The 24,278-nt window shown below is 56.4% G+C and carries 26 protein-coding genes; 8 read left to right on the top strand and 18 right to left on the bottom strand.

The window, feature by feature from the left end:
- Positions 1-19: 19 nt before the first annotated feature.
- Complete coding sequence (locus TR2A62_RS16455; RefSeq protein ID WP_009158924.1) at positions 20-1,426, bottom strand: ammonium transporter; 1,407 nt, start codon at positions 1,424-1,426, stop codon at positions 20-22.
- A 229-nt stretch (positions 1,427-1,655) separates the two neighbouring features.
- Between TR2A62_RS16455 and TR2A62_RS16450 the strand changes: the two genes are divergently transcribed.
- The 4 genes from TR2A62_RS16450 (at position 1,656) to glnT (ending at position 6,026) form a co-directional block, all read left to right on the top strand.
- Positions 1,656-2,585: a glutamine amidotransferase family protein gene (locus TR2A62_RS16450; RefSeq protein ID WP_009160211.1), complete on the top strand. Its 930-nt coding sequence runs from the start codon at positions 1,656-1,658 to the stop codon at positions 2,583-2,585.
- A gap of 1 nt (position 2,586) precedes the next feature.
- Positions 2,587-3,270 (top strand): protein glxC, encoded by a 684-nt coding sequence (locus tag TR2A62_RS16445; RefSeq protein ID WP_009158522.1) that lies wholly within the window; start codon positions 2,587-2,589, stop codon positions 3,268-3,270.
- A 12-nt stretch (positions 3,271-3,282) separates the two neighbouring features.
- On the top strand, positions 3,283-4,620 hold the full coding sequence (locus tag TR2A62_RS16440; RefSeq protein WP_009159727.1) for an FMN-binding glutamate synthase family protein: 1,338 nt from the start codon (positions 3,283-3,285) through the stop codon (positions 4,618-4,620).
- 71 nt (positions 4,621-4,691) lie between these two features.
- Positions 4,692-6,026 (top strand): type III glutamate--ammonia ligase, encoded by a 1,335-nt coding sequence (glnT, locus tag TR2A62_RS16435; protein WP_009160087.1) that lies wholly within the window; start codon positions 4,692-4,694, stop codon positions 6,024-6,026.
- A gap of 54 nt (positions 6,027-6,080) precedes the next feature.
- Here glnT and TR2A62_RS16430 read toward each other — a convergent pair whose 3' ends face one another.
- A complete protein-coding gene (locus TR2A62_RS16430; protein WP_009157330.1) occupies positions 6,081-6,311 on the bottom strand; it encodes a hypothetical protein in 231 nt (76 codons plus the stop codon).
- A gap of 108 nt (positions 6,312-6,419) precedes the next feature.
- Here TR2A62_RS16430 and TR2A62_RS16425 point away from each other — a divergent pair, with 108 nt between their 5' ends.
- The gene (locus TR2A62_RS16425) at positions 6,420-6,653 is read left to right on the top strand and encodes a hypothetical protein (protein WP_009158175.1); all 234 of its coding nucleotides are present in this window, start codon (positions 6,420-6,422) and stop codon (positions 6,651-6,653) included.
- A gap of 112 nt (positions 6,654-6,765) precedes the next feature.
- Here the strand turns inward: TR2A62_RS16425 and TR2A62_RS16420 are convergent, their stop codons facing one another.
- The 11 genes from TR2A62_RS16420 to TR2A62_RS16375 all read right to left on the bottom strand — a co-directional run bounded on the left by TR2A62_RS16420 (position 6,766) and on the right by TR2A62_RS16375 (position 15,438).
- Positions 6,766-7,800, bottom strand: a complete 1,035-nt coding sequence (locus TR2A62_RS16420; protein ID WP_009158964.1) for an ABC transporter ATP-binding protein — start codon at positions 7,798-7,800, stop codon at positions 6,766-6,768.
- Positions 7,788-9,209: a mannitol dehydrogenase family protein gene (locus TR2A62_RS16415; RefSeq protein WP_009159722.1), complete on the bottom strand. Its 1,422-nt coding sequence runs from the start codon at positions 9,207-9,209 to the stop codon at positions 7,788-7,790. Before TR2A62_RS16415 ends, TR2A62_RS16420 begins: the two co-directional genes overlap by 13 nt.
- Positions 9,206-10,099 carry an AraC family transcriptional regulator gene (locus tag TR2A62_RS16410; protein ID WP_009160558.1) on the bottom strand — a complete coding sequence of 298 codons (894 nt, stop codon included), beginning with the start codon at positions 10,097-10,099 and terminating at the stop codon, positions 9,206-9,208. Before TR2A62_RS16410 ends, TR2A62_RS16415 begins: the two co-directional genes overlap by 4 nt.
- A 4-nt stretch (positions 10,100-10,103) precedes the next feature.
- Entirely contained in the window at positions 10,104-10,862 is a 759-nt protein-coding gene (locus tag TR2A62_RS16405) for an SDR family oxidoreductase (protein WP_009159139.1), read from the bottom strand.
- Positions 10,862-11,698 (bottom strand): carbohydrate ABC transporter permease, encoded by an 837-nt coding sequence (locus TR2A62_RS16400; protein WP_009158649.1) that lies wholly within the window; start codon positions 11,696-11,698, stop codon positions 10,862-10,864. The genes TR2A62_RS16405 and TR2A62_RS16400 overlap by 1 nt, the downstream gene beginning before the upstream one ends.
- 10 nt (positions 11,699-11,708) lie before the next feature.
- Positions 11,709-12,647 (bottom strand): carbohydrate ABC transporter permease, encoded by a 939-nt coding sequence (locus TR2A62_RS16395; RefSeq protein ID WP_009158410.1) that lies wholly within the window; start codon positions 12,645-12,647, stop codon positions 11,709-11,711.
- 178 nt (positions 12,648-12,825) lie between these two features.
- Positions 12,826-14,121 (bottom strand): extracellular solute-binding protein, encoded by a 1,296-nt coding sequence (locus TR2A62_RS16390; protein ID WP_009157355.1) that lies wholly within the window; start codon positions 14,119-14,121, stop codon positions 12,826-12,828.
- 189 nt (positions 14,122-14,310) lie between these two features.
- Positions 14,311-14,445, bottom strand: a complete 135-nt coding sequence (locus tag TR2A62_RS19445) for a hypothetical protein (protein ID WP_009160010.1) — start codon at positions 14,443-14,445, stop codon at positions 14,311-14,313.
- 7 nt (positions 14,446-14,452) lie between these two features.
- Positions 14,453-14,674, bottom strand: a complete 222-nt coding sequence (locus tag TR2A62_RS19440; RefSeq protein ID WP_009158981.1) for a DUF6404 family protein — start codon at positions 14,672-14,674, stop codon at positions 14,453-14,455.
- A 9-nt stretch (positions 14,675-14,683) separates the two neighbouring features.
- The gene (locus TR2A62_RS16380) at positions 14,684-15,025 is read right to left on the bottom strand and encodes a RidA family protein (RefSeq protein WP_009160390.1); all 342 of its coding nucleotides are present in this window, start codon (positions 15,023-15,025) and stop codon (positions 14,684-14,686) included.
- A 20-nt stretch (positions 15,026-15,045) separates the two neighbouring features.
- A complete protein-coding gene (locus TR2A62_RS16375; protein WP_009159820.1) occupies positions 15,046-15,438 on the bottom strand; it encodes a hypothetical protein in 393 nt (130 codons plus the stop codon).
- Between the two features lie 162 nt (positions 15,439-15,600).
- Here TR2A62_RS16375 and TR2A62_RS16370 point away from each other — a divergent pair, with 162 nt between their 5' ends.
- Positions 15,601-16,935, top strand: coding sequence for an NAD(P)-binding domain-containing protein (locus tag TR2A62_RS16370; protein WP_009158337.1), 1,335 nt, complete (start codon positions 15,601-15,603; stop codon positions 16,933-16,935).
- A gap of 15 nt (positions 16,936-16,950) precedes the next feature.
- Here TR2A62_RS16370 and TR2A62_RS17780 read toward each other — a convergent pair whose 3' ends face one another.
- The 4 genes from TR2A62_RS17780 to TR2A62_RS16350 all read right to left on the bottom strand — a co-directional run bounded on the left by TR2A62_RS17780 (position 16,951) and on the right by TR2A62_RS16350 (position 20,857).
- A complete protein-coding gene (locus TR2A62_RS17780) occupies positions 16,951-17,544 on the bottom strand; it encodes a dimethylsulfonioproprionate lyase family protein (protein WP_009157698.1) in 594 nt (197 codons plus the stop codon).
- 106 nt (positions 17,545-17,650) lie between these two features.
- Positions 17,651-17,884, bottom strand: a complete 234-nt coding sequence (locus TR2A62_RS16360) for a hypothetical protein (RefSeq protein WP_050761098.1) — start codon at positions 17,882-17,884, stop codon at positions 17,651-17,653.
- Positions 17,885-18,071: 187 nt separating this feature from the next.
- Entirely contained in the window at positions 18,072-18,476 is a 405-nt protein-coding gene (locus TR2A62_RS16355) for a hypothetical protein (RefSeq protein ID WP_009157527.1), read from the bottom strand.
- Complete coding sequence (locus TR2A62_RS16350; RefSeq protein WP_009160230.1) at positions 18,473-20,857, bottom strand: DUF1989 domain-containing protein; 2,385 nt, start codon at positions 20,855-20,857, stop codon at positions 18,473-18,475. Before TR2A62_RS16350 ends, TR2A62_RS16355 begins: the two co-directional genes overlap by 4 nt.
- A gap of 262 nt (positions 20,858-21,119) precedes the next feature.
- On the opposite strand from TR2A62_RS16350, the gene TR2A62_RS16340 reads away from it, so the two are divergent.
- Positions 21,120-21,965 (top strand): DMT family transporter, encoded by an 846-nt coding sequence (locus TR2A62_RS16340; protein ID WP_009159659.1) that lies wholly within the window; start codon positions 21,120-21,122, stop codon positions 21,963-21,965.
- Here TR2A62_RS16340 and TR2A62_RS16335 read toward each other — a convergent pair.
- Complete coding sequence (locus TR2A62_RS16335) at positions 21,962-22,831, bottom strand: bifunctional 5,10-methylenetetrahydrofolate dehydrogenase/5,10-methenyltetrahydrofolate cyclohydrolase (RefSeq protein WP_009158615.1); 870 nt, start codon at positions 22,829-22,831, stop codon at positions 21,962-21,964. The two genes, TR2A62_RS16340 and TR2A62_RS16335, sit on opposite strands and share 4 nt — an antisense overlap.
- A 449-nt stretch (positions 22,832-23,280) precedes the next feature.
- On the opposite strand from TR2A62_RS16335, the gene TR2A62_RS16330 reads away from it, so the two are divergent.
- Positions 23,281-24,267 (top strand): type I glyceraldehyde-3-phosphate dehydrogenase, encoded by a 987-nt coding sequence (locus tag TR2A62_RS16330; RefSeq protein ID WP_009160719.1) that lies wholly within the window; start codon positions 23,281-23,283, stop codon positions 24,265-24,267.
- Positions 24,268-24,278: the final 11 nt, after the last annotated feature.

Below are 24,278 nucleotides of genomic sequence, written 5' to 3'. Positions count from 1 at the left end.
CTCCTTTTCTAGTGTGTCGTTATTCGGCAGGTGTCTTGCTCGCGCCGGTGCCCCACTCGGGGTAGCCTGCAGCAGGCACTTTGACGACGTCCATACCAGCCAATTCCGCCCCTTCGCGTACACGCAGCATTCCGAACATGTTCAGGATGTACGAGACAACGTAACCTGGGACGAAGCCACAGAGGAAGAACACAATCGCACCGATGATTTGACCCATCAGGTTGATCGTTGGCACTTCACCAGCAGCACCCTGCAGCGCTGGGTAGCCCGCGCCAAAGATACCTAGCAGAACCACACCGTAGAGACCGATTGTGCCGTGTACTGTAACCGCACCAACAGCATCGTCGATGCCGCGGCGTTCCAGCCAATCAGCACAGCTCTTGAGGATGAAGCCAGCCGAGAAGGCGATGATGAATGTCAGAGCCGGGTAGTAGATATCCAGACCAGACGCGGTCGAGATGATCCCTGCCAGTGCGCCAGACATCATCCAGAACGGATCACGTGTGATCACCCATGCACCAATGATGCCGCCAGCGACGGCCATCAGGATGTTAAAGGCCAGAGCCGAAAGTGTGATCGGTGTGCCGTAGATGGTGGATGGCTTGTCAGCAAACCAGCTCCATGCTTCGCCAGGTACAATAACGCAGGCCATGAGAAAGCCCCAGAAACCAACGATGATCAGCATCAGGCCGACCACGGTCAGAGGCATGTTGTGGCCTGCGATGTGGTTGGCAGAGCCGTCGGCGTTGAATTTGCCGATCCGTGGCCCGAGGTTGATCAGGACACCCAGTGCAAAGAAGCCAGCAACCGCGTGCACGAGGCCCGCAGCACCAAAGTCATGGACACCGAATTCCGTAACCATCCAGCCGTCTGCATGCCAACCCCAAGCGGCGGCAACGACCCAAGCGAATGAGCCAAGCACAACTGCGAGGATGATAAAGCCGACTGTTTGGATACGCTCAATCACCGCACCCGACATGATCGAAGCGGTGGTTGCGGCGAACAGAGCAAAGGCACCGAAGAAGACGCCCGACGCTTGGTCTGCGATGTTTGGACCCATGTACTGTGCGCTTTCGCCCCAGCCCCATGCGATGGCATTGGCGTATTCAACGCCCGAGATGCCTGCTGGACCCGGTGCACCCGGTAAACCAGTTGGGAAGCCCCAATAGACCCACCAACCAAAGAAGTAGAAGGTTGGGATCATGAACGCGAATGCGAGGATGTTCTTTACACCCGACGACAGAACGTTCTTGAGACGCGATGCGCCCATTTCATAAGCTAGGAAACCCGCGTGGATGATGATCATCAGCGGGATGGTGAGATAATAAAATGTCTCGGCGAACATGGTGTTGGTGACGGCGCCACCTCCTCCTGCTGCCTCGAGCTCGGCCAGTCTGGCCGTGAGTTCTGCGATTTGTTCTTCCACGGTGGAATCCCCTGTCGGCTGTTTGCTTTTTGCACGAAACATTCTGTGTGCAATTACGTGCCCACTGGTTCCGCTGCGGAAACTGAACCACACGATAGACCCCACGCCTAGAATTTTTTTGCCTTCAGTGAAAAAAAGTTTCCCGACAGTTGAGTGAGGATATGTTTTCCATTAGCGTTCGATTCGACGGGACCGTGACAACGGGACCATGATTTCAGGGAATTCAAACATGTGCGGAATTGTAGGGTTGTTCCTCAAAGACAAATCACTGGAGCCTCAGCTTGGCGATCTATTGACCAAGATGCTGGTGACGATGACCGACCGCGGCCCCGACAGTGCAGGGATCGCAATTTATGGTAGGGAATCAAATGGTAAGACCAAAATGACAGTGCAGTCAGACACACCTGACGAGGACTTTGCAGGGCTTGATAAAGCACTGGCCAAAGCCTTGGGTGGGGATGTCGCCGTAGAGGTCAGTAGCACCCATGCTATTTTGACATTGCCAGCAGGCAAAACGGCCGATGCACGGGCCACTTTGGCAGAGATCAGCCCGTCCATTCGGGTGATGAGTCGGGGTGACAGCCTAGAGATCTACAAAGAGGTCGGACTGCCTGAAAATGTGGCAGAACGGTTTAAAATTGATCAAATGAGCGGTTCACACGGAATCGGTCACACCCGTATGGCAACCGAATCTGCTGTTACAACGATGGGTGCGCACCCGTTCAACACGGGCGACGATCAGTGCCTTGTGCACAACGGATCTTTGTCTAATCACAACAGTCTGCGCCGCAAATTGCGCCGTGCTGGTGTGCATATTGAAACCGAGAACGACACCGAAGTCGGCGCGGCCTATCTGACATGGCAAATGCAGAATGGTGCGACGCTGGGCGAGGCGCTGGAATCATCGCTCGATGATCTGGACGGCTTCTTTACCTTTGTGGTTGGCACAAAAGACGGGTTCGGCGTGGTCCGTGATCCGATCGCTTGCAAGCCCGCTGTGATGGCTGAAACCGACCAGTATGTTGCGTTTGGGTCCGAGTATCGTGCGTTGGTTGACCTACCCAGGATCGAGGACGCCCGCGTTTGGGAACCCGAGCCCGCAACCGTCTATTTCTGGAGCCATGACACGGCCCCGACGACTTCTGAGAAAGCGGCCTAAGATGCAGACTATTGATTTGACCCAAGTGGGGTTGCGCGAAACCAACAAGACGTTGCACGCGCAATCCGGAGACACCAACCAAACCGCATGGGAAATCGTAAATCCGCGCGGCAGCCATGCGATCGCATGTGGTTTGGATGCGCCAATCGAAGTGATCGTCAAAGGGTCGACCGGCTATTACTGTGGCGGCATGAACCAACAGGCGACCGTCAACATTCATGGCTCGGCCGGTCCGGGCACGGGTGAAAACATCATGTCTGGCAAGATCGTCATCGAAGGTGACGCAAGCCAATATTTGGGTGCGACAGGCCATGGCGGCTTGATTGTGGTCAAAGGCAACGCGTCATCGCGGTGCGGCATCTCGATGAAGGGCGTAAACATCGTTGTTCAGGGCAACATCGGGCACATGTCGGCGTTTATGGGCCAGTCTGGCAACCTCGTCGTATGTGGTGACGCAGGCGACGCGTTGGGTGACAGCTGTTACGAAGCGCGGTTCTTTGTCCGCGGATCGGTTAAATCGCTGGGTGCAGACTGTGAAAAGAAAGAAATGCGCGAAGAGCATTTGGTGCTTTTGCAGGGACTGTTGGATGAGGCTGGCATCGATGCTGACCCGTCCGAGTTCACCCGCTATGGGTCTGCGCGGACCCTCTATAACTTCGACGTCGATAACGCTGGCGCGTATTAAGGGCTATTTGAAATGACTGACAAAAGAATCCCCACAACGACGCCCCGCCAATCGGCGACGTTTACCCAAGACATCAACAGCGATATTCGTCGTGCGGCTGCCACGGGCATCTATGACATTCGCGGTGGCGGCGCCAAACGTAAGGTTCCGTCGTTTGACGACCTGTTGTTCATGGGTGCATCGATCTCTCGCTATCCTCTCGAAGGGTACCGCGAGAAATGCGAGACAAACGTCACAATCGGCGGTCTGCATGCAGAAAACCCGATCGAGTTGGACATTCCGATCACGATTGCGGGCATGAGCTTTGGTGCATTGTCCGGCCCTGCAAAAGAAGCGTTGGGGCGCGGTGCGTCTGCGGCTGGTACGTCGACCACCACTGGTGATGGCGGCATGACACCCGAAGAGCGCGGCCATTCCGACAAGCTGGTCTATCAGTATCTACCGTCTCGCTACGGTATGAACCCTGATGATCTGCGCAAAGCGGACGCGATTGAAATCGTGGTTGGCCAAGGTGCCAAGCCCGGTGGTGGCGGTATGTTGCTGGGTCAAAAGATCAGCGACCGTGTCGCCGAGATGCGTAACCTGCCCAAGGGTATCGACCAGCGTTCTGCCTGTCGTCACCCTGACTGGACTGGCCCCGACGATCTAGAGATCAAAATCCTAGAGCTGCGCGAAATCACCGGCTGGAAGGTTCCGATCTACGTCAAAGTTGCAGGTGCACGCCCCTACTATGACACGACACTGGCAATCAAAGCGGGTGCGGATGCGGTCGTTTTGGACGGCATGCAGGGTGGTACAGCCGCCACGCAAGACGTGTTCATCGAGCACGTGGGTCAGCCTACTCTGGCGATTGTACGCCCCGCGGTTCAGGCGCTGCAGGATCTCGGAATGCACCGCAAGGTTCAGTTGATCCTGTCGGGTGGCATTCGGTCGGGCGCAGATGTGGCCAAGGCGATGGCCTTGGGTGCGGATGCGGTTGCAATCGGTACTGCGGCGTTGATCGCACTGGGCGACAACGACCCCAAGTGGGAAGCCGAATACAACGAGTTGGGCACAACTGCGGGCGCATATGATGATTGGCACGAAGGTCGTGACCCTGCAGGCATCACGACGCAAGACCCTGAGTTGATGAAGCGCTTTGACCCCATCGAAGGCGGGCGTCGGTTGAAAAACTATCTCAAGGTTATGACGCTCGAGGCGCAGACGATCGCGCGGGCCTGTGGCAAGAACCACTTGCACAACCTCGAACCTGAGGATTTGGTAGCACTGACGATGGAAGCGGCCGCCATGGCCAAAGTTCCGCTCGCGGGCACCGACTGGTATCCCGGCAAACCGGGCACTGGGTACTAATAACATGGGCGCGCGGTCAGAGACGACCTGCGCCCCTTTCAATTAAAAGACAGACGACAGGGATAAAATCGATGGCTAGAGACCTCGCAAAATTTGCCGAAGAAAACGGTGTTAAGTATTTCATGATTTCCTTTACCGACCTGTTTGGCGGTCAACGCGCCAAGCTGGTGCCAGCACGTGCTATTGCGGATATGCAAGAAGACGGTGCGGGCTTTGCGGGATTTGCAACATGGCTCGATCTGACGCCTGCGCACCCAGACATGCTGGCTGTGCCAGACCCTGATGCCGCGATTATCCTGCCGTGGAACAAGGAAATCGCATGGGTGCCTGGCAACTGTGTGATGGAGGGCGAAGACGTCGCTCAGGCGCCTCGCAATGTGCTGCGCAAATTGATCGACGAAGCCGCCGCCAAAGGCATGCACGTCAAGACAGGCATCGAAGCCGAGTTTTTTTTGCTGACACCTGCGGGTGACCAGATTTCAGACGAATTCGATACAGCGGCCAAGCCTTGCTATGACCAGCAGGCATTCATGCGTCGTCTCGACGTGATCCGCGAGATCAGCGACTACATGCTAGAGCTGGGTTGGGGGGCGTATCAGAACGACCACGAGGACGCGAATGGCCAGTGGGAAATGAACTGGGACTTTGACGACGCGCTGGCGACAGCAGACAAGCACAGCTTCTTTAAGTTCATGACCAAATGCGTTGCGGAAAAGCACGGCTACCGCGCAACGTTTATGCCCAAACCAATCGAGGGTCTGACAGGCAATGGCTGTCACGCACATATCTCGGTTTGGGATGCGGCTGGCAAAGACGCAAAAACCAACGTCTTCGCGATGGACGCCAATGACAGCAGCCAAACCGCCGAGTTGGGCCTGTCCGAAAAGGGGCGCCATTTCCTAGGCGGGATCATGAAGCACGCCAGCGCACTGGCCGCGATCACGAACCCGACCGTCAACAGCTACAAGCGTATCAATGCGCCCCGCACAACATCGGGCGCGACATGGGCGCCGAATACTGTCACGTGGACCGGCAACAACCGGACACATATGGTGCGTGTTCCCGGCCCCGGTCGTTTTGAATTGCGTCTGCCCGACGGAGCGGTGAACCCGTATCTGTTGCAGGCGATCATCATTGCCGCAGGTCTGTCGGGTGTCCGGTCCCAAGCTGATCCGGGCAAGCGTCACGACATCGACATGTATGCTGAAGGTCACAAAGTACGCGGCGCGCCCAAACTGCCGCTGAACATGCTTGATGCGTTGCGCGAGTATGACAAGGACAAGGGCCTGAAGGCTGCGATGGGCGAGGATTTTTCGGCTGCGTATCTCAAAATGAAAATGCAGGAATGGAATGATTTCTGCGGCCATTTCTCGGATTGGGAAAAGGCCAACACAATGGATATCTAACCCTATCCATTGCCGATATTGGCCACGTTCGGGGATGCCTGAGCGCGGCCTTTTTTATGCGGGGATGGCGACGTGGCCGACTTGGGTACCGGTCAGCGTATAGCGACGTCCCGAGGTCCACCCATGTGCCGCGAGCGCCGTTTTGACCGTGTCTTTGTTGATGTGTTTGGGATGGTTGGCGTCGCCGTGGGTCACCAGCATGATCTTTTGGTCCAGCTTTTTCAGCGTGCGCGTGAGGTCGGCGTCTGATGCGATGCAGATGCGTTTGAGGGTCGGAATGGTCATGGCTTGGGTCCTAAATGCGTGTGCCATTATAGGAACATGATGGCGCGATGCGCAAATCGGCGGCTATTTTGGGGGCGTTTGGGACGCAATCGGCGGCGGATGTGGCCGATGTCAGCCCGCGTGGTGACCCTTGCGGGTGAATGGCACCGCGCAGATTACACGCGACCCAGCACGATTGGCACAGCTCGAGGTGCAAGGGCGCAGGCCCACGGTGGTGATCGTCGTCACGGTGGCGACTGTATTCATCCACTGCGCCAAGGCGCTGCGGCGGAGGCAGAGGCAGAGGCAGAGGCTCAATTGGATGCGGATCTGGAGCAGGAATACCGCGACACGATGTACTAGCGGTTCGTTCCGGTGGTCGTCAGCAAAAGGTGCCTGGGGCGCCCGATATGGGACCTAAAATTGGATACGAGGCGCCCACACTATGTGAGGCGCCTCGCTATAGTTTTTGGGATTAGAGACGTGCGCCGGATTCTTTGTCAAAGACGTGCACGAGATCTGGCGCGATGCCAAATCTGATGGTTTCACCCTTGGCTTCGACCGGTGGCTTTTCGGTTTTGGCGATAAATTCGACGCCAGTCGCTGTGACCAAGTGGACCAGCGCATATTCACCGAGGTTCTCAACCAGCTCGAGACGTCCTTCGACCACAGCCTTTGCCCCTTTGGCGGGAACGAGGTGCTCTGGACGCAGGCCCACGTGATGCGAGACTGCGATGTCGCGACCCAATGCTTTGGCAGCATTCCCTGTCAGATCATCAGCTGCGAAAAAGTTCATTTTTGGGCTACCGATGAACTGAGCAACAAAGGCATTGGCAGGCGTGTCATAGAGTGCGATCGGCGAGCCAACCTGTTCGATGCGACCGTCCCGCAAAACAACGATTTTGTCGGCCAATGTCATGGCTTCGACCTGATCGTGCGTCACGTAGATCATTGTCGTCTCTAGCCGCTGGTGAAGGCGCGCAATTTCCAGACGGGTCTGGACACGCAGCGCTGCGTCGAGGTTCGAGAGCGGCTCGTCAAAGAGGAACACCTTGGGGTCGCGAACAATCGCACGGCCAATGGCTACACGCTGGCGCTGACCACCCGAGAGGTTACGCGGGCTACGATCAAGGTAGTCTGTTATCTGAAGAATTTCGGCAGCATCGCGGACGCGGCGATCAATTTCTGCAGGGTCGGTTTTGGCCTGTTTGAGACCAAACGCCATGTTTTTGTAGACCGTCATGTGCGGGTAAAGCGCGTAAGTCTGGAAAACCATCGCAACGCCACGTTTCGCAGCGGCAACTTCGTTTACGACCTCGTCACCGATAGCAACTGTGCCATCCGAGATTTCTTCGAGGCCCGCGATCATGCGAAGCAGGGTCGATTTACCACAGCCCGACGGGCCGACGAACACGACAAATTCACCATCTTCAATATCAAGATCTACGCCATGCATGACCTGCGTCTCGCCATAGCTTTTGCGGACGTCGCGGAGTGTTAGACCGGCCATTGTGTCTCCAATTCATTGATTTCATGCCGAAGGGTTTCGGCAAATACAGGATAGGTGTGAGGAAGGTCGCCCCAAAGTTGGGCCGAATTGATGAAGGCATCAGTGCCCAACATCGCTTGAAGGTCGTCCCAACTTGGTTCGACATATTTGAAAGGAATTTTGCGCGCTTCGACGTGACAGGCAAAGACGTACCAGCTCGCGATGCTGCGGATCGCGTTGACCGGTACGATGCCTTGGGCCAAGCAGCCTGCAAGCGTCGGGCGGATAAAGATCGGGAATTTTGCCATGCCGTCCGCACAGATACGCGCAACGGTATCGCCAATCGCCTGATTGCCAAAACGACGCGTGATCGAGGTCAGGTATTCAGCCTTAGAGAACGGCAAATCAATTGTGATCGCTGGCAGGACTTCTTGGGTTTCGAACGCGTCAAAATGCGCGGCGAGTTCTGGCACGCGCATCGCTGCATCAAACGTCTCGACACCGCGAAGAGCAGCCAGATAGGCAAGTGCGGTGTGGCCGCCATTCAGTACACGAATTTTGGTTTCTTCGAAGGGGTCAACATCTGCAGTGACTGTGACACCAGCCTGAGCAAGGTCGGGCATGTCGCCCTTTTTGGTCGATTGCAGAACCCACTGGATAAAGTCTTCGGCCATGATCGGAGATGTGACATCACGACCGGTCATTTTGGTTAGCTCGGCGCCCAGACCCTCGGGCGCGCGCGGTGTGATCCGGTCGACCATCGAGCACGGGAACGCCACGTTTTCTGCGACCCAAGCGGACAATTCAGCCTCGCCTGTGGCATCAAGATATGCCAACAGGTTGCGGTTCAGCATCTTGCCGTTCTGGCGGATGTTGTCGCAACACGCGATGGTCAGCGGCGCACCTGTGGTGGTCATACGTTGGGCGAGCGCTGCGCGCAAATAGCCATAAACACTGGTTGGTGTTTCGCCCTGCATTTCAGCCGCGATCGCGGGATCCGTGAGGTTCAGCTGACCATTGGGATCGGTGTAATAGCCGCTTTCGGTGACGGTGATCGTGACGAGATAAACAGAACTGTTCGTCAGCAAAGCCTCGGTTTCAGCGGGTGTCACGCTCCAATCAGAAAAGGCAACATGCGCCCGTACGAGGCGCAGAGACACCTGACCGTCAAACGAATGGGATTTCAGATAGTAGCCGTCATTGCGTTCGATATCTGCCGCCGCATCGGCAAAAAGATCAGCTTCGGAGCCGCGCAAATTGACTGCGGCAACACCCCAGCGGAGGTCACCGGACAGATCCATGTAGTCGTCGAGGTAGACGGCCTGATGGGCACGGTGGAACGCACCAAAGCCGAGGTGGACGACACCAACCTGACAGGCCGAACGGTCGTATTGTGTCGTCGAGATATTCATATGGCGCGCCGAATTCATTGCGTTGTCTCAAGATGGGGAGCCAAGTCTTTGCGCGCCGTATCGCGGTATTGCGACGGGGTCATGCCCTTCAGTTTGAGAAACTGACGGTTAAAGTTGGCAAGATTATTGTACCCAGCGGCCTGGGCGATCGTGATGATCTGGTCATCGGATGCATAGAGCATCGCGCAGGCCTGACCGATCCGGATGCGGTTTAGAAACTCGACGAAGCTGTGGCCGGTTACTGTCTGGAAATTCCGGCTGAACGTGATTTCAGTCATGCTGGCCATTTCGGCAGCTTGAGAGACCGAACAGCCGTCTTGAAAATGGTTAGTGACGTGATCGACAACCTGAGCGATGCGCGCGTGTTTGCTGCCACCTTGGGGTTGGATCAGCTTCACCGCCGAAAGGGTTTTCTTTTCCGCGTGCTCGTTCAGGCGAACAAGGAAGCGGACAAAGGCAAGGATGCGTTCGGCACCTTTGTTGTCACGGATAGATTCCATATGGCCACGGGCAAATGTCGGGTTGAAGCCTTCGAAATGGATACCCGATTGCGCGAGCTGCAAGAGTTCCAAAACTTGGGAAAATTCGGGGAACCCTTGGGCCAGTTTTTCAACGCTCTCGTGGCTGAATTGAACCAGCATATCGCGGGTTTCAACCGGCGCTTTCCAGACCTGATCGGTGATCCAGTTATGAGGCAGGTTCGGCCCCGTCATAAAGAGATCGCCAGCCTTAAAGTCACCAATGTAGTCGCCGACAAAAGCCTTGCCACGCGTCTCAACAATCAGGTGCAGTTCGTATTCCCGGTGGGCATGCCAGCGGCACAGATCAGTGGGCCACCCGTGCTGCAAATAGCGGATAGACCGCGTAGAGCGATCGACCATTTCGATTTCTGGCGCAATAATCGACATCCGGCTACCTAAGCACAGTGCCGCCATCGACACCGATGGTCTGGGCGGTCATGTATGCAGATTGGTCGCAGGCAAGAAACACTGCCGCGCGTGCGACGTCAGACGGATCCCCCATGTAACCCAAGGGCACGGCTTCTCCGACTTCACGTTTTTTCTGGCCAAGTTCTTTGTCTTCGAACTTGGCAAAGAGCGCATCAACGGTGGCCCACATCGGCGTATCGATAACACCAGGGCTGATCGCGTTGACGCGGATTTTATGGGGTGCGAGGGCCAGAGCCGCCGACTGAGTATAGCTGATGACGGCAGCTTTGGTTGCGCAATAATGCGCGACCAAAGCTTCGCCACGATGACCCGCTTGGGAGGCGAGGTTGATGATTGATCCGTGCTGACCATTGGCGACCATGGATTTGGACGCGGCCTGTAGCACGGCATAAAATGCGCGAACATTGATGCCAAAGAGACGGTCGTATTGATCAAGGTCCGCGTCCAGAACGCTGCCCATGTCAAAGATGGCTGCGTTGTTGAACACCACATCCGGTTTGATCTCTGCGACCCACTGGGTGCACTGTTCCAGACCAGCCGCGTCGAGCAGATCAAAGGCACGGTAGGTCGCAGGACCGTTAAACCTAGGCACGATATCGGTCGCATAGACCGTCCCGCCCTGGGCCGCGAAATGCGCAACCGCACTCGCGCCGATGCCACCAACAGCGCCGGTGACAAGGCAAGTCTTGCCTGTCAGGTCTGTGGGGGCGGCGTTTAACATTATTTGACAGCTCCGAATGTCAGGCCTTGAACCAGCTGCTTTTGACAGAACCAGCCCAATACGACAATCGGCATAACAGCGGCCGTAGACACAGCCGAGAGGCGGCCAAAGAACAGACCCTCTGGAGCACGGTTACCTTCGATCAGTTTCGACAGCGTTGCCGCGTCAATCGTGGTCAGGCGCACAGTCCAGTAAGCTTCGTTCCAGCAGAAGATGAATGTCAAAAGTGCAGTAGACGCCACACCACCCCATGCCAACGGGATCAGGATGTCCTTGATCTCGCCCCATGTTGTGACGCCGTCCATTTTCGACGCTTCGATAATCTCGCGTGGGATCTCTTTGAAGTAGGTAAAGAGCATCCAGATCACGATCGGCAAGTTGATCAGGCAAAGCACCAAGATCACAAGGAAATGCGTGTCAAAGATCCCGAGGAAGTTCTTGGTCAGGAACGTCATAGGATAGAGAACAGCCGCAGCGGGCAGCATTTTTGTCGAGAGCATCCACATCAGAATGTCCTTGGTGCCGCGCGACGGGTTAAAGGCCATCGCATAGGCGCAAGGAACCCCGACCACGAGCGCAAAGAGCGTCGCAAAGGTGGACGTGATCACCGAGTTGATCGCAAAACGCCAATAGTCGTAGTTCTGCGTCATGTTTGTGTAGTTCTCGAGCGTCGGCGTGAACCGGAACAAGAACTCTGGTTTGACCGCATCAGCATCTGTTTTGAAGCTGGTGAAGACCATCCAGAAGATTGGAAAGAAGAAGATAATTGCGACGGTCCAGGCCAAGACGGGCCAAAGGACGTTCCCAAGTTTCGAGCGTTCGGTTACGGCTGCCATTGTCTTACCCCTAGTCCATCAAGCTCTTGCCAACCATGCGAAGCAAGAAGATCGCGATGATGTTGGCAAGGATCACGGCAAAGATGCCGGTGGCGCTGGCTGCGCCAATGTTATTGCTAGAAAACTCACCAATCAGATAGGGCAAGTTCTTGTTACCATTGCCGCGGCTGACGATCTCGATCTCAGCATAGAGCGACAAGTGAAAGATCGATTGGATCATCACGACAATTGCGATCGGTCGTGCAAGGTGCGGGATCGTCAGGTTAACGAACTGCGACCACGGGCTTGCACCGTCGAGCGTTGCGGCTTCTTTCTGGCTCTCGTCCTCGGACTGGAGCGACGTCATAAAGATAAGTACAGCGAAGGGGGTCCATTGCCATGTCACCATCATGATGACCGCATAGGCCGATGTTTGCGTGGCGCGGAACGAGATCGGCTCAATTTCAGGCCAAAGCGAGAAGAACGACCCCAGCAGAGGGAAGTCCCGCAAACCTTCGATCAGGTTATTTAAGCCGCCAACAGCGATACCTTGGAGGCCAAGAACCGGGTCGAGCAGCATATTGATCCAGAGAACCGCGTTCACCGCTGGCATAACAAAGAAGGGCGAGATCAGGAGAACACGCACGATCCCACGGCCCGGAAAGTTGCGATTGACCAGAACCGCGATACCAAGGCCTAAAATTACCGTCATAACAAGGATGCCACCAACAATCAGAACCGAGTTCTGGATCGCAAGCAGGAAGTCTTTTGCGTTTAGGACATATTCGTAGTTGCCCCAACCACGCCAGTTACTAAGCGATGGTGTTGTCCATTCGGGACGGCGCAAGTTGTTGAGCACGTAGCGAATAAACGAGAAATAGAGCGTCATGCTCAGCGGTACGAGCATCCAAATCAACAGCAGCACAACGGCGGGTGTTTGAAGCAAGCGGGGGATGGAACGATTTGCCATAGCGTAATGATACCCTTGCAGAGCTAAAGTTTTGTTCGAATGAGAGCGAACCGGTGGTTTATCAACCAGAACCGTCAGAGCGGCGGGATGGTCCCGACAGTCAAACGTCTCTGTTGAGATATAGCGGGGAAAGGTGGAGGGCCCGGAGTACCGGGCCCTTCTGAGTAAGCCTTAAGGCTTATTCGTAGTAGCCTGCTTCACGCATGATCGCGTCAGCTGCTTCTTGAGCGGCTGCGAGAGCGTCTTCTACCGACTTAGCACCGGAGAGAGCTGCTGCCATCTCTTGTGCAACTGCGGAGCCCACTTCTGGGAACTCAGGGATCGCAGCGAACTGAACACCAACGTATGGTTTGATGTCAGATGCAGCTGGAGCAGCGGAGTCGATCGCAGCCATTTCAGCAGCGGCGAAACCAGCAGCAGCCTGGAACTCAGGGATTGCATATGTGGATGCGCGCTGACCAGTTGGAACAGAACCCCAACCGAACTCAGCGTGGTTACCTACAGCCTGAACGTAAGCTTTGGATGTTGCCCACTCGATGAAGTCGTGAGCAGCTTCGGAATTAGGCGAACCTGTTGGAACAGCCATTGCCCAAGCCCAGAGCCAGTTTGCACCAGCAGCTACACCAGCGTTTGGCGACTGTGCGTATGCAACGTTGTCGTTCTCGAGGAAGGAAGCGGCGATTGTCGCGTCGATCCAGAGACCACACTTGTCTTCGTTGTACAAAGCGAGGATCTCGTTGAACGAGTTACCTTCGGAGCCGGGAGGGCCGTAGTTGCCCAGCAGGTCAACATAGAAGTTAACTGCCTGGTTCCACATCGCGCTGTCCAACTGTGGACGGCCGTCTGCGTCGAACCATGCGCCACCAAAGGAGTTCACAACAGTTGTGATGAACGCCATGTTGTCGCCCCAACCTGGCTTACCGCGCAAACATGCACCGTAAACGCCGTTGTCAGGGTCGTGCATTGCTGCAGCAGCCTGCATAACGCGAGCCCAGCTGTCGTTGTCGTTGATTGTCACGCCAGCTGCGTCTGTCAGGTCCTTGCGGTACATGACCATCGAGCTCTCACCGTAGAATGGTGCAGCGTAGAGTGTGCCTTCGTGGGACAGACCTGCACGCATTGCTGGCAGGATGTCGTCCACGTCGTAGTCCGCGTCAAAGTCCATTGGCTCGATCCAGCCTGCAGCACCCCAGATTGGAGCTTCTTGCATGCCGATGTTGATGACGTCGTACTGGCCACCACCGGTTGCTGTGTCGGACGTTACCTGCTCGCGCAGAACGCCTTCTTCCAGGGATACCCAGTTCAGAGTAACGCCTGTTTCTTGGGTGTAAGCCTGAGCAACAGTCTGCATGTTGATCATGTGGCCGTTGTTTACGATTGCGATGGTCAGCTCGGTGTGACCGTCAGCGAATGCACCGGTTGCGCCGGTGATGCCCATGGCAAGGCCAAGTGCTGTGTTGCGTAGAGATTTCATATTTTTCCTCCCAGAAATCACAGAGTGAATAACGTCTGTGAAGCTACGATGGGCGATTCTGTTAGTCTCGCGCAAATACGATACTGACAAAACGACATACAAATCCATCATTGCAATAGAATTTTATCCAGCTTTTTTGATGAATTTCACAAAAAGGAGTTGGGAAAGTATAGGTGGCCGTTTTTTGGCTTAGCGACTCGCGGTCAGATCATACAAACTGCTCGGGCAATATTTGCGACGACCGTAAGCATAGTAGAGCGCCATCGCTGCGCCAAAGAGTGCGCCTGCGACGAGCGCCGAAATCGCCGCCGCACTGATACTCATTCCACTATCACGCCATCCGGCGAGCCACATCATGCCCCCCCCATATCGGCCCGAACCAGAGCGTAAAGCCGACAATGATCTTGGTCGTGCTGTCGTAGTGTGGCGGACGCGGCTTAAACCCCAAGCGGCGCATGATGCGCGTCAAAGGCGGGTTGCCATTGCTGGCCCAGATACCGGCGGCGGCGAGTTCGGCCTCGGCTGCGGCAAAGCGTTGTTCATAGTCTGACATGTGGCGTTCTCAGTCGTAGGCCGCGTCGACGATGATCTCGACCATCAGTTCGGTGCGGGCAAGTTTCGCCTCGCCACAAGCACGTGCGGGGGCGTGACCCTCGGGGACCCACGCGTTCCAAACTTCGTTCAGGCCGGCAAAGTAGGACATGTCCGACAGCCAGATCGTTGCGCGTAGCATATTTTCGCGGCTGGACCCTGCTTCGATCAAAAGCGCATCAACCTTGGCCAGACAATCGCGGGTTTGGTCCTGAATGGTATCGCCTTCGGCCACTTGGCCAGACAGATATGCAATGCCGTTGTGTTTGACGATTTTAGAAGCGCGGGCGGTGGTCCCGATACGTTCGATCATAAGAGATGTCCTGTTGTGAATTAGCGCAGCCACCCCTTGCGGCGTGCAATCGTGGCGTACCAAAAGAGAGCGATGCCGACCAGCAACGACAGCGCGGTCGAGGGCACGAACCCAATCAGCATAGTTATAAAGACGACCCTCGCGAGGATGCCCAGCAGCGAAAGCACCAGAAGTTCGGCAGCGATCCGGCGACGCAACAGCAACAGGATGCAACCAACTGCGCCTGCGAATACCGCGATCGCAAATGCGGCTGTCGCCCATGCGGGGCGACCGTTGATAATGATCTGATATACCTCGGGCATTTCAGCCACGACATCAGCGACTGTTTGCATGACGTAGTTCAGACAGCCCCTCAAGTTCCAGATCAAGCCTGCACCAGCGATCAGCCAAAATGTAATGTGGGGTTTGGTCATGGAGCAGCCTCTTTGATAACTCGGCATAGCTTAGGAGCAAAGCAGCCAAAGGGGCCAGCCCTTTTCGCAGCTCGCCAATTTTACTGTCACGAATAATTGTTGACTGTCGTGGCCTGTATCGGGTCACCTGATGACACCGAGAATCCAAGACAGGGAAAACACATGTCCAAGAGAATTGCCGTCATCGGCGCAGGTCCATCAGGTCTGGCGCAATTGCGTGCGTTCCAATCGGCTGCCGCAGTTGGGGCGGACATCCCCGAGATCGTATGCTTTGAAAAGCAATCGAACTGGGGTGGCCTATGGAATTACACGTGGCGCACAGGTCTAGATGAATACGGTGAGCCCGTGCACGGATCGATGTACCGCTATTTGTGGTCGAATGGCCCCAAAGAGGGTTTGGAGTTTGCCGACTATTCATTCGAAGAGCATTTCGGCAAACAAATTGCGAGCTATCCGCCGCGTGCTGTTCTGTTTGACTATATTCAGGGCCGTGTTGAAAAGGCTGGTGTGCGCGACTGGATCAAGTTTGAGACCGCCGTGCGCTGGGTTGAGAAAACCGATGCGGGCTTTGACGTGACGGTGTGCAATCTGCCCGAGGATCACACTTATACAGAGAGCTTTGACCATGTGATCGTGTGCTCTGGTCACTTTAGCACGCCTAACGTTCCGTACTTTGCGGGCTTTGAGAACTTTAAGGGCCGCATTTTGCACGCGCATGACTTCCGCGATGCGATGGAATTCAAAGACAAGGACATCTTGATCGTCGGCACCTCCTACTCTGCCGAGGACATTGGCAGCCAGTGTTGGAAGTACGGCGCCCAGTCGATCACCGTCAGCCACCGGACAGCGGCGATGGGGTATGATTGGCCTGAAAACTGGGCCGAGGTTCCCCTGTTGACCCATGTGGATGGCAACACTGCGCATTTCAAAGACGGCACCAGCCGCGATGTAGATGCGGTGATCTTGTGCACAGGCTACAAGCACCACTTCCCCTTTATGCCCGACGACCTGCGGCTGAAGACTGCGAACCGTTTGGCCACGGCGGACCTGTATAAAGGTGTGGCGTATGTGAACGAGCCTGATCTGTTCTACATCGGGATGCAGGACCAGTGGTTCACGTTCAATATGTTTGACGCCCAAGCGTGGTGGATCCGTGACGCGGTGATGGGCCGTATCGAGATGCCAGACCGTGCCGCAATGGAGGCGGATGTGGCAGATCGGGTTGCACGCGAAGATGCGGGCGAAGACGATTATGACGCGATCTGGTATCAGGGCGATTATATCAAAGAGCTGATCGACGAGACGGATTACCCGTCGTTCGACGTCGAAGGCGCGTGTCAGGCGTTCAAAGCGTGGAAGGGCCACAAGAAGGCCGGCATCATGACGTTCCGCGACAACGGCTACGCGTCGGTCATTACAGGGACCATGGCGCCCAAGCACCACACACCTTGGAAGGACGCGCTGGACGACAGTCTGGACGTCTATCTGGAGAACTAAGGTCAGACAGACCTGTTAGACGCCGCTCGTCAGAACGGGCGGCGTCTCGAACTCATCTTTCCAAATCACCAGACATAGCACCGGTTCGTCATGGGTTTGCATGGCGTGCGGCTGGTTGCTGACGTGGATGGCTGTGTCGCCCGCGCGGAGCGTTTCGTTTGGCGCACCCGCCTTGCGAAACTCTGCGCTGCCAGACACGATCAGATACATCTCTTGGGCGGGGTGATGGTGATCAGGGTAGTCGAGGTCCGGCGGCATATAGACCATCCACACTCGCCCCGTGTCCGAAGCAAAGGGACCACCGGGGCCGATGATGCTGTAGCAGCCAAAGCGGTCCATGAAATCAGATCCGATGTCCGTGCCTTTATACGTCTCGCGCCAATGGGCGGTTGGCGATACGGCCAAGAGTGCACGGCGCAAGGGATCATAGGTGTCGTCGGGCCAGCCGGCTTCGGTCTCGAAATAGTCACTGCAGGGGCAATAGTGAGGGTCGAGCGGCTGTCGTTTGACGGCTGTTGGGAACGGGGCGAATGCGCGGACCACCGGATGCCCAAAGCAGGCCGCAAGGGTTTCGGCCAAGAGTGTTTCGTATGGATCGAGGTTCGTCATAGGGACGATAGTGGGACAATCCCCAGTGGGGTGTCCTCTCTGATTGCGACACCGGACGGGTCGGAAAATAATGCTCTACTAGATCAAAGTATGGGCCAAGACGCGGCTACCCACCCTGCCCTGTCAGCCGGACAAAGATGTAGGTCTGCGACAATGCGCCTTTGTCCTTAAGCGATATTTGCAGGGTCGCATCCGGCAATACGAAGCGGCGTAGATCATAGCTGTCGGGGTGGCTAACGTCTGGATCGGTTTGATCCAGCGAGGTGCCACATGTCGTGGCATCATCAAGTGCGCTTTCAAAGGTGGCCGTGGCCAAGGGCGCGCGAAAGTCGAACGGCACAGCACAGTGAACGGATGCCGCGCCACCAATGGCAAGGCTATGTTGGCAGCGCAATGTCTGTCCGGCGAGTGTAAATTCGGGGATGACATCAGGCTTGCCCAGCGCGCGGGTCAGTGTGCGAGGTGATCACAGATGTTCGCCGCGGCGGGTTGCCCAAGACAAAGTGCTAAGACAAGCGCCGAGCTTATCATTCATCGACCAACTTGAGACCGTCGAGAACCTCGAACAATGTGGGCGGGGTGGTTTTGCTGACCCAATAGAAATCGCCACCAAACTCCATGACAAACCAGCCCTGCCATTCGGCATCGCTGGGCCAGATGGATTGGAATTCATCCTGTTCGGGATCAGTGCGCCACTGACCACGGGCCGAACGGCTGCCGTCTTGGGCGTAGATGGTGTGGCCATCGGGGTCAAAATACTGTGCGTATTTGGCGCCTTCCCACTGGCCGACCACCGTATTGCCGGACAAGAGCGCGTCAATCTCGTGCGCTTGGAGCTTGACCGATTGCGCATGCGCCATGCTGCCCGCCACAAGAAACGCTACGGCCAGCACGGGCCGCACAAAATCCAGTATCTTGTGGCGCAGCATCATGAGCGAGGACGCGATTTGGTTGGATCGAAGGCCGCGAGGTCCGTGCGAATGGTTGCTGGAAGACGCTTTTGATGGCCATCCAGTTTGCCAATCTCAACGTCGGTCTCGGGGTCAGCATGTGCTACGTCAATGCGGGCCATCGCGATGTTGCGCCCCAAGAGAGGCGAACGCATCGCGGATGTCACTTCGCCAATTTGAGCGCGTCCAATGTGGATGCAATCGCCATGTTCGACGTCCACGTTGCTGTCGATATCCAGGCCCACCAGTTTGCGCTGTGGGTGTTCTTTGCGGCGGATCAACGCATCGCGACCGATAAAATCATCCGGCTTGGATTTGAGCGGCACGGTAAAGCCGATGCCCGCCTCGAACGGGTCGGTCTGGTCGGAAAAGTCGTAGCCTGCAAAAATCAGACCCGCTTCGACGCGGACCATATCCAGAGCCTCTAGGCCCATCGGTGTCAGACCGTGGCCCTGTCCGGCCTCCCAGATCGCATCAAAGATCTCGGGGGCGTGTTTGGGGTGGCACATCACCTCGTAGCCCAATTCACCTGTGTAGCCGGTCCGCGACAAAACAAAGGGAGTGCCGCCTTCGTTGTTGAGCCGCGCAGGCGTAAAGCGGAACCATCCGAGTTGGTCAAATTCAGGGTTGTGCGGCGCAGTCCAAGTGATTTTGCGCAGGATATCGCGGCTCTCGGGCCCTTGGACCGCGACGTTGTGCAGCTGGTCCGTTGACGAGCGGGCCAGAACCTTGAGCCCCAGTTTTTCGGCCTGCTCGCGGATCCATTCACCACCGTAGTCATTGCCGCCGATCCAGCGGAAGTTATCCTTGGCCAGACGGAACACCGTACCGTCGTCGATCATGCCGCCGTGCTCGTAGCACATGGCGGTGTAGACGACGCCACCAATGGGCAGTGTCTTCATGTTGCGGGTAAAGATGTATTGGCACAGCGCCTCGGCATCGGGGCCATTGATCTCGAACTTGCGCAGCGGCGACAGGTCCATGATGACGGCCTTTTCACGGCAAGCGTGGTATTCTTGGATCGGGCCCGCATCGGCAAAGCAGTTGGCCAGCCAGTAACCATTGTATTCAATAAAGTTGCGCGTGTGTTCGGCGAACTTGTCGTGGAACCCTGTTTGTTTGGTCATCTTGAACTCTGCATCTGGGGTCGGGCGATAGGCGACCGAGCGTTGGAATGTTTCGGCGCCCGAATAGGTGCGCACGTGAATATCTGTGGGGTTCCAGCCGTTGGCCGGAGTTGTGTCATCAGGACAGGCCGAGCTGACGCAGACCAGATCAGTCAGCGCGCGCAACAGAACATAGTCGCTGGGTCGCGACCACGGTTCGTCCGTGAACATCACACCGTGTTCGTCGATGCCGGTATTGAAGAAAAAGTTGATCGCCATCCAACCGGGACGCCCTGTGACACCAAAGGGGTCGAGGGCTGCGTTAAAGTTATCCGAGCAGTTGGCGTGACCCGGATACCCGATGTCGTCGTAGTATTTTGCGGCACAGGCCAGCGCAAAGGCATCGTGGCGTCCGCAGGTGTCTTGGACCACTTCGACCAGTGGGACCATTTCCTGATCATAATATTTCGCGTGAAGGCCCGGCATTGGATAGGCGTGACCCATCAGCGTGCGGGTCGTCGTCACGTCCAACGCATGTTCGATCCCTTTGTCCAGCTTGCGGGCACTGAAGCATTCAAAGTCCGTGCACTGACGCCCATCCACATCGATGATTTGGATATAGTCGCCTGCTTTGACGAAATATGCCTCGGCGGTTTGGCTGTGGACACGAATGTCAGCCAGCGGATCGGCTAGTGGATCAGGCAGTTCAAACCGCGCATGAGATTTCAGAACAGCGCGTTTGACCATCACAGTCAAAGGGGTCGCAGTATTCTGCGCCTCAATGTCCATCGTCCCGTCGCCACCCAAGATCGGGGCGGCGACGATTGCGATGCCGTCGCGGGTGGCTGTGAAACTGGCGGATGTTTTGGCAGGTGTGCCGGCGTCAAACATGCGCAGCGAGCTGGCCTGCAATAGATCGAGACCGCGTGCCTCAATCCCCATACGCAAGGACCGGAGCGATTGGTCGTCAGAGGTGAGCAACGACTTGAGACCGCTGGCATCTGAATTGGGCGCCTCGCCCAAGAGACCCGTATCGATCACCCCTTTGCGGTCCGCTGCAAGGATTTCACAAAGCTGGCCACCTTCGTCGTTGGTGACAGTCAACGTATCGCCCGTCTCGACAGCGACCAGGATCGCACCGCAGCCTTCGACGACATAGCGTTCGGTGCCCGGCGACAACGAAAACACACGGGGTTCGATTATTTTGCTAGGCTTGGGCGGCCCCGCATTCACATTTGGATAGATGTCGTCCAGCATCTGCGGACCTCCCCAACGCAGATGTTGCATCTGCGGAATAAATATTGAACTAAAAGAATATCGACTTTTATCTCTTCCATCAAGAAAAACGGAACGCCATCGTGACGAATAACCAGATCAACTTGCTTGGGTGGGTGCTGTTTATAGTATCTGCAATCGGATTCATCATCGCGAGCATCGGATCCTTTTGGGCAATGTTCGGAAGCGTGTTCTTTCTGATCGCCTGTCTGGTGTTTCTGATTCCCTTCTTCAGAGCTGATAAATGAGCGCTCTTGCTCTGGGGTTAATTGCCGCGTTTGCGTGGGGATTTCACGATATCTGTGTGCGGTATCTCAGCCAGCGCACCCCGTTGATGGCCGCGCTGTTGACCGTCTCACTGGCGGGCACGGCGTTTCACCTAGGGATGATGGTCTTGCAGAGCGACTTTCACCCTATGCCGCGAGAGGCCGTTGGTTGGTCCGCTTTGGCGGGTGTCTTTTTTCTGATCGCCAGTCTGGGCCTTTACGGCGCGTTCCAACGCGGGCCCGTCCGGTTGGTTTCCCCGATCATTGCCAGCTATCCGGTTTTGTCCGTTGGATGGGCCGCGATGCGCGGGGCCGAGATCAACCTGTGGCAATGGGGGGCTGTTTTAGCGATCATCTTTGGCGTTTCTATTGTCGCGGCTCTGTCAGATGACAGCACCGAAGACGTGCCAGCCAAGGGGCCAACAATCGCACTATCCGCAATCGCCGCAGTCGGGTTTGCGGGGACATTCGCCCTAGGGCAGATGGCAGCAGAGATGTCGCACGATATGCCAGCCACGCTGGTCACACGTCTGGTTCTGATCACGCTATTGGTGATCGGCATGGCCGCGCTGCGTTTGCCGTTTTGGCCCGGACGCAGTACATTGGCGGTCTTGTGCCTAATGGGGATCGCAGACGGGATCGCATTGATGAGCGTGGTATCCGCGGCAGGGTTGCCGGACGCACAATATGCGGCCGTCGCGAGCAGCGTCTTTGGGCTGCTGACCATCGTGATGGCATGGGCATTTCTGCGCGAGCGCATGACCAGCATCCAGTGGTTAGGGTGCGCAATCGCCTTTGCAGGGATCGGGTACCTCGCACTCTAGAGCCAACCTGCTGCAAGCTGGCGTTTATGTGCGACCACAGCGTTGCGCATGAGGATCGCGACAGTCACGGGTCCAACGCCACCCGGAACAGGGGTGACCCAGCCTGCTACCTCTTTGACAGCGTCTGTTTGGACGTCGCCCACGATCTTGAACTGACCATCTTCTTCGATCTGGTTGATACCGATGTCGATGACGGCAGCACCCGGCTTGATCATGTCAGGCCCCACGAGGCCAGCCTTGCCCACGGCAACAACAACCACATCTGCGCGACGCGAATGCATCGCCACCGAACGGGTCATGTGGTGACAGACCGTGACCGTCGCTCCCTCGGCCATCAGCATCATAGCGGCAGGTTTACCGACGATTTCCGAATGACCGATCATGACGACTTCTAGCCCTTCCATCGGAAGACCCGTTTGTTTGATCAACTCGACACTGGCTGCTGCCGTACAGGGGGCAAGCGCCACATCCGAATAGACAATATTGCCGATGGATGCAGGGTTCATACCTTCGACATCTTTGAGCGGGTGAATGGCCGATTGCAGTGATCGGACGTTGATGTGATCGGGAACAGGACGTTGTAGAATGATGCCCAACACATCGGCGTCATCGTTCATGGCCAGAATGCGCTGTTTGCAATCTTCTTGGGTCACATCCGCGGGCCAGACCTGTTGATCGAACCGCAGGCCTGCGGCCTCGGCGGCGCGGGCTTGGTTGCGGACGTAAACTTCGGCGGCAGCCGTATCGCCAATCAGGATCGACACAAGGCGCGGCATTATACCTACGGCATCTGTATAGGCGCGTACCTCGGCCAAAATGGTCTTTTTGACAGCAACGCCGTCGATCAAGCGGTGGTCGTTTTGCATTGTGTTCCCTGACCCGTTTCAAAGCTGTGCCAACACTGCTGCAGCAAAGAATGCGCGCTGTCGTGAGGGGAAACGGTCATTTCACTGCAGAAAAGCGACGGAACGCCAATAACTCTGAGCGCATAGGAAACAGAGGTTGGCCGCTAGTAATTCCCGTAAGCGACCTGCACCGCTGGATCAGGTGGGTGGTCGGTCAGGGTCGTTTTGCATCTGAAAATGGGTGTCATCCGCCCCAAAATTACGCATCTACATTGCGACCCGCCTAGCCTTCTGAACCAACATCCAGACGCATCGGGTGCCACGCTTTGCTGACCAAGAGAGGGTCACAGGCACGAGGTCCGAGAGCGTCTCTAAGCCTATCCGCGCAAACAGCCCAAGATCCGTCCGATAAGGGTTGTATCTGGTCGCTGCGTGGTGGAACGTCGTCTTACAAAATAGAGGATGATGTGATGGCTCGCCCTTTGCGTATTGCGATCAATGGATTTGGCCGGATTGGACGGTCTGTGCTGCGAATTTTGATGCAGGACCGACTGGAGACCGGCATCGAAGTGGTTTGCATCAACGACATCGCGCCAGTGGAAACATGTGCCTATCTCTTTGAGTATGACAGCGTGTTCGGCGTGTTTCGCGGCGATGTCTCGCATGATGCGGATCATCTGATTGTCGATGATACGCGGGTCCGTTTTCACCGGACGCCAGATCTGTCGACCGTTGATCTGGCTGGCGTTGATCTGGTGCTCGAATGCACAGGCAAGGCGCAGGCCCGCGACTGGGCGATGCGCGGCTTGGACGCGGGTGCCAAACGGGTGATGATCACAGGCCCTAGTGACGCGGCGGATGTGACCGTGGTTCTTGGGGCGAACGACGCGGTTCTGGGGGATCAAACGATTGTGTCGAATGCATCCTGTACGACCAATGCCTTAGCCCCGTTGTTGGCCCGTTTGGACGAACGCTTTGACTTGCGCGCGGCGCATATGACTACGATCCACTGCTATACCGGCAGCCAGCCAATGGTCGATGGGCCGCGCGGCGACATGGCGCGATCACGGGCGGGGGCGCTGTCGATGGTTCCCACTACTACCAGCGCATCGCGAATGGTCGGTGTGATCCTGCCTGATATGGCAGATCGTTTGACGGCTGCATCGGTGCGGGTGCCCACGGCCAGCGTGTCTGCAATTGATGTGGTGGCACGGTTTGATCAGACGCCCGATGCCGGATCCTTGCAGGCGTGGGTCGCCGAGCAAAGCGATACGATCATTGGCCATACGGACCGCCCTTTGGTCTCGACCGATTTGCGTGGACGCCCCGAGAGCCTGATCGTGGCCCAACCCGAAGCAATGGTAGGCGGAGACGGGCAGGTTCGGATTTTCGGTTGGTATGACAACGAATGGGGCTATGCCAACCGCGTGATTGATTTGGCGCTACGGATGACCTGAAAGAGTTAGGG

The organism is Thalassobium sp. R2A62 (assembly GCF_000161835.1).
Taxonomy (GTDB): Bacteria; Pseudomonadota; Alphaproteobacteria; order Rhodobacterales; family Rhodobacteraceae; genus Thalassobium.
The sequence above is the reverse complement of the archived record's forward strand: the minus strand, read 5'-3'. Positions and strand labels throughout refer to the sequence as shown.

Coding starts and splice junctions, on each gene's coding strand:
- TR2A62_RS16450 (WP_009160211.1), top strand. CDS start 1,656: ATGTGCGGAATTGTAGGGTTGTTCCTCAAAGACAAATCACTGGAGCCT.
- TR2A62_RS16445 (WP_009158522.1), top strand. CDS start 2,587: ATGCAGACTATTGATTTGACCCAAGTGGGGTTGCGCGAAACCAACAAG.
- TR2A62_RS16440 (WP_009159727.1), top strand. CDS start 3,283: ATGACTGACAAAAGAATCCCCACAACGACGCCCCGCCAATCGGCGACG.
- glnT (WP_009160087.1), top strand. CDS start 4,692: ATGGCTAGAGACCTCGCAAAATTTGCCGAAGAAAACGGTGTTAAGTAT.
- TR2A62_RS16430 (WP_009157330.1), bottom strand. CDS start 6,311: ATGACCATTCCGACCCTCAAACGCATCTGCATCGCATCAGACGCCGAC.
- TR2A62_RS16425 (WP_009158175.1), top strand. CDS start 6,420: ATGTCAGCCCGCGTGGTGACCCTTGCGGGTGAATGGCACCGCGCAGAT.
- TR2A62_RS16420 (WP_009158964.1), bottom strand. CDS start 7,800: ATGGCCGGTCTAACACTCCGCGACGTCCGCAAAAGCTATGGCGAGACG.
- TR2A62_RS16415 (WP_009159722.1), bottom strand. CDS start 9,209: ATGAATTCGGCGCGCCATATGAATATCTCGACGACACAATACGACCGT.
- TR2A62_RS16410 (WP_009160558.1), bottom strand. CDS start 10,099: ATGTCGATTATTGCGCCAGAAATCGAAATGGTCGATCGCTCTACGCGG.
- TR2A62_RS16405 (WP_009159139.1), bottom strand. CDS start 10,862: ATGTTAAACGCCGCCCCCACAGACCTGACAGGCAAGACTTGCCTTGTC.
- TR2A62_RS16400 (WP_009158649.1), bottom strand. CDS start 11,698: ATGGCAGCCGTAACCGAACGCTCGAAACTTGGGAACGTCCTTTGGCCC.
- TR2A62_RS16395 (WP_009158410.1), bottom strand. CDS start 12,647: ATGGCAAATCGTTCCATCCCCCGCTTGCTTCAAACACCCGCCGTTGTG.
- TR2A62_RS16390 (WP_009157355.1), bottom strand. CDS start 14,121: ATGAAATCTCTACGCAACACAGCACTTGGCCTTGCCATGGGCATCACC.
- TR2A62_RS19445 (WP_009160010.1), bottom strand. CDS start 14,445: ATGAGTATCAGTGCGGCGGCGATTTCGGCGCTCGTCGCAGGCGCACTC.
- TR2A62_RS19440 (WP_009158981.1), bottom strand. CDS start 14,674: ATGTCAGACTATGAACAACGCTTTGCCGCAGCCGAGGCCGAACTCGCC.
- TR2A62_RS16380 (WP_009160390.1), bottom strand. CDS start 15,025: ATGATCGAACGTATCGGGACCACCGCCCGCGCTTCTAAAATCGTCAAA.
- TR2A62_RS16375 (WP_009159820.1), bottom strand. CDS start 15,438: ATGACCAAACCCCACATTACATTTTGGCTGATCGCTGGTGCAGGCTTG.
- TR2A62_RS16370 (WP_009158337.1), top strand. CDS start 15,601: ATGTCCAAGAGAATTGCCGTCATCGGCGCAGGTCCATCAGGTCTGGCG.
- TR2A62_RS17780 (WP_009157698.1), bottom strand. CDS start 17,544: ATGACGAACCTCGATCCATACGAAACACTCTTGGCCGAAACCCTTGCG.
- TR2A62_RS16355 (WP_009157527.1), bottom strand. CDS start 18,476: ATGATGCTGCGCCACAAGATACTGGATTTTGTGCGGCCCGTGCTGGCC.
- TR2A62_RS16350 (WP_009160230.1), bottom strand. CDS start 20,857: ATGCTGGACGACATCTATCCAAATGTGAATGCGGGGCCGCCCAAGCCT.
- TR2A62_RS16340 (WP_009159659.1), top strand. CDS start 21,120: ATGAGCGCTCTTGCTCTGGGGTTAATTGCCGCGTTTGCGTGGGGATTT.
- TR2A62_RS16335 (WP_009158615.1), bottom strand. CDS start 22,831: ATGCAAAACGACCACCGCTTGATCGACGGCGTTGCTGTCAAAAAGACC.
- TR2A62_RS16330 (WP_009160719.1), top strand. CDS start 23,281: ATGGCTCGCCCTTTGCGTATTGCGATCAATGGATTTGGCCGGATTGGA.